Origin of the sequence: Streptomyces sp. NRRL F-5755, from assembly GCF_001279365.1 — a bacterium.
In the GTDB taxonomy this organism is placed as follows: Bacteria; Actinomycetota; Actinomycetes; order Streptomycetales; family Streptomycetaceae; genus Streptomyces; species Streptomyces rimosus.
Genome location: NZ_LGCW01000072.1, coordinates 1 through 12567, shown reverse-complemented (window position 1 = coordinate 12567; position 12567 = coordinate 1). Strand labels below are relative to the sequence as shown.

Sequence of the window (12567 nt, the reverse complement as noted above, 5' to 3'; positions counted from 1 at the left end):
CCGCCCCCCAGGTAACCCCGGCAAACAACACCGCGCCCCCAAAACCCCCCCCCCCGAACGGCAGCGGCCCCCCCCCCCAGTCCCCAAGCCGCACCCCCGGATGCTCCCGCCCACCCCTCTCCACCAGCGCCCGCGACACATCCACCCCCCGCACATCCCCATACCCCGCCGCCACCAGCTCCGCGGTCAGCCGCCCGTACCCGCATCCGTAGTCCAGCACGGGGGCGTCACGCGGCACATACGCAGCCAGCAGTTCCGTGTCCAGTGGGTGCGTGAAGGTTTTGGTGGCTCCGGTGGTCTCCCAGAATCCTTGCGGTTGCCGGTGCATTTCCATGAGCGGACGTTACCGCGGAAGCAGCGGACAGCCACTCATTTCGGCGACAATCGAGAGACGCGCCAGAGCCGCTGACGCGCCGCCCGTTCCCACTGATCCGCCTACTCGGCGCGCTTCGGGGAAGTGCTGACGGGCTCTTCCGTGTGCTTCTTGTACTTCGTGTGTCCGGTCTCGCCCGCGTGCGCCCGAATCCAATGGTTCAGCTGGGTAGGGGCCTCCCAGACGCTGGAGCGGATACCGCACGCTTTCCCGGCGGTTTCGGTTACGCATTCGGCGACGTGCTTCCGGATGCCGGTGATCTGAATTTCCATGCGGGTGGGGGCGGGGGTGGGCGTCGTCATGGTCTGACTCTCGGATCGTGGATGGTCGGGGGCAGTACCACTGCGCTCACTGGTGGGCATCAGGAGCACGCCTGCGCGTCCGTGTGCGCGAATGAGGCGGGAGAGATGCTCCCGGCCGGGGCTGGTCACTTGTCGTCACCGTTCCTGGACATGCGTCCCCGCAGACGGTGGGGGCTCTCGTAGCCCGGGACGTGATTCGGCTGACCGTTCGACATGTGGCGCGGAGCCCTTCATCCGGTGCGTGACTGTCTGCTTACAGACTGCCGCGCCAGGCGTAGGATCAACACTCTCGAACCCATTCCAACTGGGTTGGAATACCAGGGGGTTGAACAGATGAACGAGTCGGCGAAACAGGGAGAACAGCCCTCGAATGCCGCTGAGTACTTCGGCGATGAGGTCAAAGCCCTTCGGGGAGCGCTGGGGCTATCGCAAGGAGGATTCGCCGACCAACTGCATTACAAACAGGCACAGGTGAGCAAGGTCGAAAGCGGGGCCGTACTGGCTTCAGCTCCGTTCGCCGATGCCATGGACCGCGTAGCAGGTACGCCGGGCGTGTACGCCCGCCTTCGAGCCACGCTCAGCAAACGCGGCGTTCCTGACTGGTTCGCACCATACCTTGACCTCGAATCGGAAGCGGTACAGGTCGAGGACTTCTGCTCCTCATTGCTCATGGGTATATTGCAGACCTCCGAGTACGCCGAAGGTACGTTCCGGGCCGTTCACCCGCGTTCCACCGACGAACAGATCAGGACGCTTGTGGACGCGCGCTTGCGTCGTCGCGACGTGATGGAACGCGAGTCGCCACCACTGCTGTGGGTGATCATGCATGAGGCGGTGCTCCGTACGGTTGTCGGGAACCGCCCCGTCATGTCGGCGCAGATGTGCCACCTTGCGGAAGTCGCATCGAGCCCACACATCACGTTGCAAGTCCTGCGCTTCGCGGCGGGTGCCCCCGCGTCCTCCTCATCCTTTACGCTGCTTACGCCAGACGAGGGGGCAACCGTCCTGTACTCGGAGACCAGGGATCAGGGGCACGTATCCGATTCGGTGTCAGCGGTAGGCAGCGCACGGGCAGCGTACGAACGCCTTCGTGCCGCCGCCTCGTCACCTGACGAATCCGTGGCTCTCTTCCGGAGCCTTGCGGAGGAATACAACAGATGAGCAGCACCCCAGGCCCCGTACGCGCTACGCAGTGGGTCAAAAGCAGTTACAGCGGCGGTGAAGGCGGTCAGTGCGTCGAGTGGGCGCCGGAGCACGCGGTGGCCAGTGGTGAGTTTCTGGTCCGGGACAGCAAGGTTCCGGATGGGCCGCGCCTGGTGCTCACTGGTGGCGCCTTCGAAGGACTGATCCAATTCGCCCGGCGGGCTGCTGTCTGACTTTGGCCGACCGGCCCACAGGCCCCGTCGATCCCGTAGCAGGGCGGCGGGGCTCTTCCATGCCCTACGTGGCCCACGCCCCGCCATCCCGGGGAATAGCCACCACCCACGCGCGGTTGTCCGCGACTGTCCCCTTTTGCACGATCCCAAGTCGAGGAAACAGTTTTATGCGCGTCGAGATCTGGGCCGATATCGCTTGTCCCTGGTGCTACATCGGAAAGGCACGTTTCGAGAAGGGGCTGGCGGCGTTCGCCCATCGGGGCGAGGTGGAGATCGTGCACCGGTCGTTCGAGCTTGATCCGCAGGCGCCGGTGGGTGGGGATGTGCCGGTGTTGGAGATGCTGGCGAGCAAGTACGGGGTGTCCCGGGAGCAGGCCGAGGCCATGGAGGCTCGGGTGGCTGAGGCGGCGGCGGGAGAGGGGCTGGGATATCGGTCCGATCGGATTCATGGGAACACCTTTGATCTGCATCGGCTGCTGCATCTCGCCAAGGAGCGCGGCGTGCAGGACGCGCTGCTCGGCGCTCTGTACCGGGCCAACTTCGCCGAGGCCCGGCCGCTGGGGGACGCGGACGTGCTGACCGCCGTGGCGGTGGCGGCGGGGCTGGATGCCGATGAGGTGCGCCGGGTGCTGGCGGACGGGGACGCGTATGCCGAGGCGGTGCGGGCCGACGAGCGGGAGGCGGCGGAGCTGGGTGCCCAGGGGGTGCCGTTCTTCGTCATCGACCGGCGGTACGGGATCTCCGGCGGGCAGCCCGCCGAGGTCTTCCGGCAGGCGCTGGAGCGGGCGCGGGAGGAGCAGGCGGAGCGTGCGACGGTGGCGGCGGGGGACGCGGACGGGTGCGGGGACGGGGTGTGCGTGCCTCGCGCCGGTGGCTGATTTCGGCGGCGTCGGAGCAGTGGCACGTCGCTGACCTGCGGGAATAAGGAGCGCTTGCCGCTGCTCCAAAGATATTCGCCATGGACGGCGGACGGCCGGGCGGCCACAGTGGGGTCATGCAGCGCATCGAGCCACTCGCGGGGGACCAGTTCGCGCCCCTGACGACGTATCTGAACACCGCCTCCAGCGGACTGCTCCCCGCCCGGTCGGCCGCCGCCCTGTGCGCGGCCGTCGAGGAGTCCGGCTCCTACGGGACCATGGGGCTGGACTACTTCGGCCCGGCGGGGGCCGCGCGGGCCGCCTTCGCCCGGCTGATGCACGTACCACCGGAGCGTGTCGCGATCGGCGGCGCGGTGGCGGTGCACGTCGCGCTGATCGCCGGGTCGCTCCCGGAGGGGGCCGAAGTGCTGGTTCCCGAGGGGGAGTTCAGTTCGCTGGTCAATCCGTTCGCGGTCCGGTCGGGGATCAAGTTGCGTACCGCGCCGCTGGCGGAGCTGGCCGACGCGGTCCGGCCCGGCACGGCGCTCGTCGCCTTCGCCGCCGTGCAGGCGCGGGACGGCCGGATCGCCGACATGGACGCCGTACGGGAGGCCGCACGGGCGCACGGCGCGCGCACCCTCGTGGATGCCACCCAGGCCGCGGGCTGGCTGCCGCTGCGGGCCGGGGACTTCGACTACCTGGTGTGCGGCGCGTACAAGTGGCTGCTGTGCCCGCGTGGCACCTCGTTCCTGGTGTGTGGCGGAGAGGGCCCGGAGAGCGACGGGCTCGAAGCGCTGCATGCCGGGTGGGTGGCCGGTGCGAACCCGATGGAGGCCAACTACGGGCCCATCCAGCGGCTCGCCGCCGACGCCCGCCGCTACGACGAGCCGCACGCCCACTACTCGTACGTCGGCGCCGAGCACTCCCTCGCCCTGCTGAACGAGCTGGGCGTCGGGACCGTGTACGCCCACAACCTCGCGCTGGCCGACCGCTACCGCGCGGGCCTCGCCGAACGCGGCCACATCCCGGTGCCCGCGCCCGGCTCGGCGATCGTGTCCGTGCCGGGGCTCGGGGACGCGGCGGAGCGGATGGCGGCGGCGGGCGTGCGGGTCGCCGTACGGGCGGGGCATCTGCGCGCCGCGTTCCATCTGTACAACTCGTCGGAGGATGTGGACCGGTTGCTGGGGTTGCTGGAGTGACGGGAGAGGGAGGGGGCGGGGGGATGGAGTCCGCCCCCTCATCGCTCAGATCTCTCCGCGCACCATGCGCATCAGCCGGTCCAGTACGGCCCCGCTGCTGACCCGCAGTCCGTCGTGCTCCCACTCGTTGGTCACCCAGGTCCGCAGCCCGCGGATGCGCCGCGCGGTGTCCAGGGAGTGGTCGACGTCGACGTACATGTCGTCGGCGTAGACGGCGGCGACCGCCGGCACCTCGTTGGCCGCCAGCCGGGCGGTGTCGTACAGATCGGGCCAGTCGGTGCGCTCGGCCAGCTCGTGTGCGGCGTCCTTCAGCGGGCGCAGCGACGGGTCGGTGTCGAACAGCCACGGGTAGATCATCTCGCCCGTGAACAGCACCGGCCGGCCGCCCTCCAGCGCCGCGTCCACCGCGAACTGCGGGAACTCCGCACGGACGCGCTCGGCCGCCCACCCGGTGCCCTTGGGGTCCACCGACCGCTGCGCGTAGATCGATTCGTGCAGCACGGCGTACAGCGGCGCGGCGGTGTAGGAGAGGTGGCCCTCGACGGCCTGGAGGAAGGCGTCGGCCAGTTCGGGGCCCGAGGGGCCGGTCACCCACGCGCCCTCGATCAGATAGTGCAGGACGTACGAGCCGGTGCCGGTGCCCAGCAGGATGCCCAGCGCCTGGAACGCCTCCGCGGTCAGCTGCCCGCCGCCGGGCAGCCGTACGGTGTGCTCGCGCAGGTGCGCGGCGATGCGGCGGACGCGTTCGACGTCCTGCGGATAGCGCGCGTAGTGCGCGGCGTTCTTGCGCGCCACCCGCGGATAGGCCGCCCGGTAGACGTCGTCCGCGCTCGCCTCCAGCCCCGGCAGACCGCCCGTGATCATGGCCTCGCGCAGGCCCTCGGGCGCATACGAGAGATATGTGGTGGCGCAGAAGCCGCCGAAGCTCTGGCCCAGGACGCTCCACCGCCCGCCCGGCCCGAGCAGTTCACGGCGGAACAGCTCGGCGTCCCGCACGATCGCGTCCGCGCGGAAATGCGCCAGGTACGCGGCCTGTTCGTGCGGGCCGCCGCGCAGTGCGAGGGACTGCCGGTTGGCCGGAGTGGAGCGGCCGGTGCCCCGCTGGTCCAGCAACAGCACCCGGTAGCCGTCCAGGGCGCGCACCAGCCAGGAGTCCCGGCCCAGCGGACGCGGCGAGGCGCCGCCGGGACCGCCCTGGAGGAAGACCAGCCAGGGCAGTTCCTCGTGCTCGCGCCCGGCGGCGACGGCCTCGCGCCCGTACACCGTCAGCCGTTCACCGTCCGGGACGGCGTGGTCCAGGGGTACCTCCAGGAAGTGGTCGCTCAGCACGACACCGGGCAGCCGGTCGACGCTCATCTACGCTCCTCGTTCGTCTGGAACCGCGCGCCCCTCGGGCGCCCCCCGGATCGTGCGGCACCGCCGCGCGGCACGCAATTCGGCCGGACGGACGGCTACCGCGAAGCCGGTCGTGAGGCTAGGAATGGCACCACACACTCACGAGGTGGTGCCGGTGGACGGGACAACCAGGTACCCGCCGCGCGACCAGGAGTTGCACCGGCGGCTGGTGTACGGGGACGAGACCGCCCTGGGCGAGGCGTACGACGCCTACGGCGCGCTGGTGCGCGCGGTGGCCCGGCGGGTGAGCGGCAGCGCGGCGGTCGCCGACGAGGTGACCCACCGCGTCTTCATCGAACTGTGGACCTGCCCCTTCGGCTTCGCGCCCGGCCGCGGCTCGCTGCGCGCCTGGCTGAGCATCCGCGGCCACCAGGGCGCGGTGGCCCGGGTACGGGAGGCGCGCGCGGAGTGCGGGACGGCGCGGGAGACGGCGCCGGAGCCCGCCGAGGAAGCGCGGGCGGCACTGCACGCCTTTCTCGCCGAACTGCCTTTGCCGGAGCGCGAGGCCCTGCACCTGGCATGCTTCGCCGGACGGACGTACCGGCAGGTGGCGGTGGAGCTGGGCATCGCGGAGACGGCGGCCACCGCCCGGCTGCGCTCGGCCCTGGGCGCTCTGGCGGGCCGGCTCACCGGCCCGCCGGCCGCTCCGGGGAGCCCGGCCGGCGAGGCGCGGGACGAGTGCTGAATGCCGGGCGGCGGCCCGGGGCAGCAAGGGAAGCACACGGCCCGCGCGGGCCGGCCGGATGGTGCAGACCCAGGAAGACGCGGAAGGGGCGTGCGATGGCTGCGGGAGGCAGGAACGGCCGGGGTGGTAGGGGCGGTTCGGGCGGAGCGGGAGGACCGGGAGGTACTGAGGGGCCGGGTGCTGCCGAAGGGCCGGAGGATTCCGGAACCCCGGACGACGCCCCCGGCGCCGTACACGAAGAGGTCAGCGCGCTGCTCGCCGCGTGGGCACTCGGCTCCGGCATGCCCGGCGACGACGCACGCGTACGCGGCCACCTGCGCGACTGTCCGCCCTGCGCGGCCGAGGCGCAGCGGCTGCGGGAGACCGTACGGCTGCTGGACGAGCCCGCCCCCGGCGGGACGGGCCGCGGCGCCGGGCGCAAGGCGAACGCGGGGATGGCGCGCGGGCGGCTGATGGCCGCGGCCCGCGCCGCACGGCCGGGCCAGGGCGCGCCGGCCCCGCACGCCGAGCCGTACGCCGGTGCGGTGGCCTGCCTGGACGCGCTGCTGCGGGAGCTGGACCGGGAACCGGCCCGCTGGGGCACGCCCGTCGTGCACGACTGGGATGTGCAGGGCACCGTGGCGCACCTGGTCGCGGCGGACGAGGTGCTGGCCGAGCGGCTGGGGCTGGCGCCGGTGACGGAAGCGGGCACGGGCCTGGGGCCGGTGCCGGGGGCCGGGCCGGAAGGGGACTTCGGGGGCGCCGGTACGGGGCCGGGAGCGCGGACCGGTACGGGGCCGGGCGGGCGGACGGCCGGCGCGGGCGCGCCCTGGGAGCTGCGCTGGACGGCCCGTACGCACGAGGTGGTGGCCTACGAGCACACCCGGCCGCCCGCCGAGACCCGGGAGGCGTGGCGGACGCAGGCGCACGGGCTGCTCGCGCTGCCGGAGGCGGGCGACGAGCAACTGGCCGCCATGGCCACGACCCTGATGGGACTGCGGCTGCCGGTTGCCGACCACTACGTGATCCGGGCGTTCGAGACCTGGGTGCACGCCCGGGACATCGGCCGGGCGCTGGGCCGTGCCGTACCGCCGCCGCCACCAGCGCATCTGCAAAGGTTCCTGGGGCTGGCGGTGCGCATCCTGGACCTGGCGCTGGGCCCGGACGCACGGCCCGTGCTGCTGTCGGTGGAGGGCGAGGCGGGCGGCGACTGGGTGCTCGGCTCGGACGCCGAGCCGATCGCCGCCGAACTGGTCCTGGAGGCCACCGATTTCCTGCTGCTCCTCGGCGGGCGGCAGGACCCCGACGAGATCGCGCGGGGCCAGGCCGGCGACGCGGCCGCCGCCCAGCGGCTGCTGGAGACGGCCACGTCGCTGGCCTGGCTGTGACGCTGTTCCGCGGTGCCCCGAAGGCACCGCGCGGCGTGCGGGTTACTTCACGGGCGTGAAGTCGCGCGCGCCGATGTACTCCGGACGGCGGACCGGCGCCGCGAAGGGCTCCACCGCGGTGTTCTCCACGCTGTTGAACACGATGAAGACGTTGCTGCGCGGGTACGGCGTGATGTTGTCGCCCGATCCGTGCATGCAGTTGCAGTCGAACCAGGTGGCCGAACCGGGCTTGCCGGTGAACAGCTTGATGCCGTGCGCGTCGGCCATCTTGGTCAGCGCCTCGTCCGAGGGCGTGCCCGCGTCCTGCATCTGCAGCGACTTCTTGTAGTTGTCACGCGGCGTCTCACCGGCGCACCCGAGGAAGTGCCGGTGCGAACCCGGCATGATCATCAGGCCGCCGTTGGTGTCGTGGTTCTCGGTCAGCGCGATCGAGACCGACACCGTCCGCATGTTCGGCAGGCCGTCCTCGGCGTGCCAGGTCTCGAAGTCGGAGTGCCAGTAGAACCCGGAGGCCCCGAAGCCCGGCTTGACGTTGATCCGGGACTGGTGGACATAGACGTCCGAGCCGAGGATCTGACGGGCGCGTCCCACCACGCGCGGGTCGGCGACCAGCTTGGCGAACACCTCGCTGATCTTGTGCACCTCGAAGACGGACCGGATCTCCTGTGACCGCGGCTCGACGATCGAGCGGTCGTCCGCCCGCATCGCCGGGTCGTTGACCAGCCGGTCCAGTTCGGCGCGGTACACCGCGACTTCTTCCGCCGTCAGCAGTTCCCCGATGGCGAAGAAACCGTCGCGTTCGAAGTCGCTCAGCTCGGACGGCTGGAAGGGCCCCTCCGTGCCGGGCTGCGACCACACCACCGGGTCCTGCCGCGGGGTGACGACCTCGGTGGCCCCCCGGGTCGGGTACAGGTCGGCGGTGCGCTCGGGTGCGGTGGTCATGGTGTTGCCTTCCTCTCCTCTCGTACGGTGCTTTCTTCTCGCGCCTTCCTCGGCTGCCGGACGGGGCAGCCGGTCGCGCCGCGCGCGTCAGCCGGTCTGGGAGGCCGGCTCCGGCTCGGGCTCGGTGAGCAGCGGGTACACGCCGTTCTCATCGTGGTCCTCGCGACCGGTCACCGGCGGGTTGAACACACACACGCAGCGGAAGTCCTTCTTGATGCGCATGGTGTGCTTCTCGTGCCCGTCGAGCAGGTACATCGTGCCCGGGGTGATGGTGTACTTCTCACCGGTCTCGTCGTTGGTGAGCTCGGCCTCGCCCTCGACGCACAGCACGGCCTCGACGTGGTTGGCGTACCACATCGACGTCTCGGTGCCCGCGTACAGGATGGTCTCGTGCAGCGAGAAGCCGACGCGCTCCTTGGCGAGGATGATGCGCTTGCTCTCCCAGGTGCCCGACTTGGCCTTGACGTGGCGGTCGGTGCCTTCGATGTCCTTGAAGGATCGGACGATCACGGTGTTCTCGTACCTTTCTGTGGTGCGGACCAGGAGGGTGCGGTGGCGCGGTGCGCTCAGGCGCAGTCGCGTACCGCGCGGGCGAGGATGCGAAGCCCCTCGTCCAGCTCCTCGGGGGTGGTCGTCAGCGCCGGCAGCAGCTTGACGACCTCACTCTCCGGGCCGGAGGTCTCGATGAGCAGACCCAGCTCGAAGGCGCGCTTGGCGATCTTGTTGGCGAGCGGCTTGTCGGTGCACTCCAGGCCCCAGACCATGCCGCGGCCGCGGTACTCGGCGATGGCGTCCGGGTGCTCCTCGACGATGGCGCGCAGATGCGACTCGATGATCTCGCCGCGGGCCAGCGTCTGCTTCTCCATCTGGCCGTCGGCCCAGTACGTGTCCAGGGCCGCGGCGGCGGTGACGAAGGCCGGGTTGTTGCCGCGGAAGGTGCCGTTGTGCTCACCCGGCTCCCAGACGTCGAGCTCCGGCTTGAACAGGGTCAGGGCGAGCGGCAGCCCGTAGCCGCTGATGGACTTCGAGACGGTCACGATGTCCGGCACGATGCCCGCCTCCTCGAAGGAGAAGAACGCGCCGGTGCGGCCGCAGCCCATCTGGATGTCGTCGACGATCAGCAGCATGTCGCGGCGCTTGCACAGGTCGGCCAGCGCGCGCAGCCACTCGGCGCGGGCGACGTTGATGCCGCCCTCGCCCTGGACCGTCTCGACGATCACGGCGGCCGGGGTGTTCAGGCCGGAGCCGCTGTCCTCCAGCAGACGCTCGAACCAGAGGAAGTCCGGGTAGGTGCCGTCGAGGTAGTTGTCGAACGGCATCGGGGTGCCGTGCACGAGCGGGATACCGGCACCGGCGCGCTTGAAGGCGTTGCCGGTCACCGCGAGGGCACCCAGCGACATGCCGTGGAAGGCGTTGGTGAAGGACACGATCGACTCGCGGCCCTTGACCTTGCGGGCCAGCTTGAGCGCGGCCTCCACGGCGTTGGCGCCCGTCGGGCCGGGGAACATGACCTTGTACGGCAGGTCGCGCGGCCGCAGGATGGTGTTCTGGAAGGTCTCCAGGAAGGCGCGCTTGGCCGTGGTGGACATGTCCAGGCCGTGGGTGACGCCGTCGCGCTCGATGTAGTCGAGCAGGGCGCGTTTGAGTACGGGGTTGTTGTGCCCGTAGTTCAGTGACCCGGCGCCGGCGAAGAAGTCGAGGTAGGTGTGGCCGTCCTCGTCGTACATGTGGCTGCCCTGCGCGCGGTCGAAGACGGTGGGCCAACCGCGGCAGTAGCTGCGCACCTCCGACTCCAGGGTCTCGAAGACGCTCAGGTCGGGCTGGGTGATGGTCACAGCATGCTCCTGGGAGATGAGTGGCGTGAGCGGGGGAGAAGTCAGGGGGCTGTCGGTGCGGTCAGGGCCGGAGCCCGGCGTGGGCGCCGGGCCGGTCCCCGGCGGGGGCACCGAACGGGCCGATGCGGTGCAGTACCTCGGCGTCGTGCCCCTGCTCGGGGAAGAGCCCGGCGTCGAGGAGGACCTCGCGCGTCAGGGGCGCGCCGTGGCGTTCGGCGAAGGAGGCGAACAGCCGGTTGGACGCCGCGTTGTCCGCGGTGATCGTGGTCTCCAGCCGGCGCACGTCCCGTTCCTCCGCGGTACGGGCGACCAGGCCGTCCAGGAGGGCGGCGGCCAGCCCGCGGCCGCGGTGCGCCGCGTCGACGGCGATCTGCCAGACGAACAGCGTCTGCGGGGACTCGGGACGGAGGTAGCCGGTGACGAAGGCGGCCGGCTCGCCCGCGCCGTCGCGGGCGACGGCGGAGGTGGCGGCGAAGTCCCGGCACCACAGCAGGTAGCTGTAGGAGGAGTTCAGGTCCAGTGCCTTGGAGTCGCGGGCGATGCGCCAGATCGCGGCTCCGTCCTCCACGCGTGGGGTGTCGAGCTTGAAGCCCTCCGGCATTTCTCTGATATCGCTTCGGGCACCTGCATGGTCTGCTTGCGCGGCGGTCATGCGAATTCAATTTACCCAGGGAAAAAGGAAAATGCATCGGGGGGAGGGGTTACGTGGGCGGGGGTTCTTGTGTTATCGCGCGGGGGCGCACGAGCGCGCGAAACACCCGCGCGATGTCCCGGTTTGCCCGGAAAATATGGGGTGAAGCGGACGTGTTGTGGGGTCGGTCACAGCTCCGTAACGTCCTGGCGACCCGCTGGAATTATCTGCTCCAGCCCTAGCGAAATCTTGGCGTTTGAGCTGCGAAAAAGCGGGCAGAAGAATACGGGAAGCTGCGCACTTATGAATTGAGAATTCACCGATAAAAGGTGTACCGCAAGAAAAGGCGGAGCGTCCAGGGTGTTGACGTGACGGAGACCGGCGGATGGGAACCGAGTGAATCGCCGGCCACCGTGCGCGGCCCTGCGGACAACGCCCGACCGGAGCATGGGCCGAAAGACGGCCCGCGCGCGCCGGCCCGCCCCCGGTCCCGGTGCCGCCCGGCGTAGAGCGCGTCATACAGTGCGGCCATGAGTGAGAGCGTGGTGCTGCACATCAAGGGGAGGGTCCTGGCCGGGCCGGACGACGTGCGCGACGAACTCTGGGTCGTCGGCGGCCGGGTGACGTACGAGCGGCCCACGGGCGCGCGGGAGGTGACGACCGTACGGGGCTGGGCGCTGCCCGGACTGGTCGACGCCCACTGCCACGTGGGACTCGACGCGCACGGGCCGGTGGACGAGGCGACCAGCGAGAAACAGGCGCTCACCGAGCGGGAGGCGGGCACGCTGCTGCTCCGCGACGCCGGCTCGCCGTCCGACACGCGCTGGATCGACGACCGCGAGGACCTGCCGCGCATCATCCGCGCCGGGCGGCACATCGCCCGCACCCGCCGCTACATCCGCAACTACGCCCACGAGATCGAGCCCGAGGACCTGGTCGCCTACGTCGCGCGGGAGGCCCGGCGCGGCGACGGCTGGGTCAAGCTCGTCGGCGACTGGATCGACCGCGAGACCGGTGACCTGGGCGCCTGCTGGCCGCGCGGCGCCGTCGAAGCGGCCATCGCGGAGGCGCACCGGCTCGGGGCCCGGGTCACCGCGCACTGCTTCGCCGAAGAGACCCTCGCCCCGCTGGTCGAGGCGGGCATCGACTGCATCGAACACGCCACCGGCCTCACGGAGGAGACGATTCCGCTCTTCGCCGAGCGGGGCGTGGCGATCGTCCCCACCCTGGTGAACATCGCCACCTTCCCCACCCTGGCGGCCGGGGGTGAGAAGAAGTTCCCCGCCTGGGCGAGCCACATGCGGAGCCTGCACGAGCGCCGCTACGACACGGTACGCGCCGCGTACGACGCCGGCGTGCCCATCTTCGCCGGCACCGACGCCGGCGGCTCGCTCGCGCACGGCCTCATCGCACAGGAAGTCGCCGAACTGACCAAGGCGGGCATCCCTCCGGTGGACGCGCTCGCCGCCACGACGTGGGGGGCGCGGCGGTGGCTGGGGCGGCCGGGGCTGGAGGAAGGCGCGCCGGCGGATCTGGTGGTGTACGACGGGGATCCGCGTGCGGATGTACGGGTTTTGGGGGCGCCGCGGCGGGTGGTGTTGAGGG

14 protein-coding genes are annotated in these 12567 nt (G+C 71.0%); 7 read left to right on the top strand and 7 right to left on the bottom strand.

Features of this window, described 5'->3' with window-relative positions; genetic code table 11:
• Both ADK86_RS45390 and ADK86_RS10660 read right to left on the bottom strand, forming a co-directional pair.
• Positions 1-328 (bottom strand): class I SAM-dependent methyltransferase (locus ADK86_RS45390; protein ID WP_324611381.1); only part of this gene is annotated, 328 nt, incomplete at its 3' end.
• 107 nt (positions 329-435) lie between these two features.
• The gene (locus tag ADK86_RS10660; RefSeq protein ID WP_078951984.1) at positions 436-675 is read right to left on the bottom strand and encodes a hypothetical protein; all 240 of its coding nucleotides are present in this window, start codon (positions 673-675) and stop codon (positions 436-438) included.
• A gap of 333 nt (positions 676-1008) precedes the next feature.
• Between ADK86_RS10660 and ADK86_RS10655 the strand changes: the two genes are divergently transcribed.
• The 4 genes from ADK86_RS10655 to ADK86_RS10645 all read left to right on the top strand — a co-directional run bounded on the left by ADK86_RS10655 (position 1009) and on the right by ADK86_RS10645 (position 4107).
• Positions 1009-1836 (top strand): helix-turn-helix domain-containing protein, encoded by an 828-nt coding sequence (locus ADK86_RS10655; RefSeq protein WP_053696354.1) that lies wholly within the window; start codon positions 1009-1011, stop codon positions 1834-1836.
• Positions 1833-2051: a DUF397 domain-containing protein gene (locus ADK86_RS40665; protein ID WP_078951983.1), complete on the top strand. Its 219-nt coding sequence runs from the start codon at positions 1833-1835 to the stop codon at positions 2049-2051. Before ADK86_RS10655 ends, ADK86_RS40665 begins: the two co-directional genes overlap by 4 nt.
• A gap of 167 nt (positions 2052-2218) precedes the next feature.
• A complete protein-coding gene (locus tag ADK86_RS10650; protein ID WP_053696351.1) occupies positions 2219-2929 on the top strand; it encodes a DsbA family oxidoreductase in 711 nt (236 codons plus the stop codon).
• Between the two features lie 116 nt (positions 2930-3045).
• Positions 3046-4107, top strand: coding sequence for an aminotransferase class V-fold PLP-dependent enzyme (locus tag ADK86_RS10645; RefSeq protein WP_234345795.1), 1062 nt, complete (start codon positions 3046-3048; stop codon positions 4105-4107).
• Positions 4108-4152: 45 nt separating this feature from the next.
• On the opposite strand, the gene ADK86_RS10640 is transcribed toward ADK86_RS10645, so the two are convergent.
• A complete protein-coding gene (locus ADK86_RS10640) occupies positions 4153-5463 on the bottom strand; it encodes an alpha/beta fold hydrolase (RefSeq protein WP_053696349.1) in 1311 nt (436 codons plus the stop codon).
• Between the two features lie 124 nt (positions 5464-5587).
• On the opposite strand from ADK86_RS10640, the gene ADK86_RS10635 reads away from it, so the two are divergent.
• Positions 5588-6187 (top strand): RNA polymerase sigma factor, encoded by a 600-nt coding sequence (locus ADK86_RS10635; RefSeq protein ID WP_053696348.1) that lies wholly within the window; start codon positions 5588-5590, stop codon positions 6185-6187.
• A gap of 95 nt (positions 6188-6282) precedes the next feature.
• Positions 6283-7554: a maleylpyruvate isomerase family mycothiol-dependent enzyme gene (locus ADK86_RS10630; RefSeq protein WP_078951982.1), complete on the top strand. Its 1272-nt coding sequence runs from the start codon at positions 6283-6285 to the stop codon at positions 7552-7554.
• Positions 7555-7596: 42 nt separating this feature from the next.
• Here ADK86_RS10630 and thpD read toward each other — a convergent pair whose 3' ends face one another.
• The 4 genes from thpD to ectA form a co-directional block, all read right to left on the bottom strand.
• Entirely contained in the window at positions 7597-8496 is a 900-nt protein-coding gene (thpD, locus tag ADK86_RS10625; RefSeq protein ID WP_053696346.1) for an ectoine hydroxylase, read from the bottom strand.
• Between the two features lie 87 nt (positions 8497-8583).
• Complete coding sequence (locus ADK86_RS10620; protein WP_030372232.1) at positions 8584-9006, bottom strand: ectoine synthase; 423 nt, start codon at positions 9004-9006, stop codon at positions 8584-8586.
• A 56-nt stretch (positions 9007-9062) separates the two neighbouring features.
• The gene (ectB, locus tag ADK86_RS10615) at positions 9063-10331 is read right to left on the bottom strand and encodes a diaminobutyrate--2-oxoglutarate transaminase (RefSeq protein ID WP_053696345.1); all 1269 of its coding nucleotides are present in this window, start codon (positions 10329-10331) and stop codon (positions 9063-9065) included.
• Positions 10332-10392: 61 nt separating this feature from the next.
• Positions 10393-10932, bottom strand: a complete 540-nt coding sequence (ectA, locus tag ADK86_RS10610) for a diaminobutyrate acetyltransferase (protein ID WP_053696344.1) — start codon at positions 10930-10932, stop codon at positions 10393-10395.
• Between the two features lie 560 nt (positions 10933-11492).
• On the opposite strand from ectA, the gene ADK86_RS10605 reads away from it, so the two are divergent.
• The coding region (locus tag ADK86_RS10605; RefSeq protein ID WP_053696353.1) for an amidohydrolase family protein at positions 11493-12567 on the top strand (1075 nt) is incomplete at its 3' end.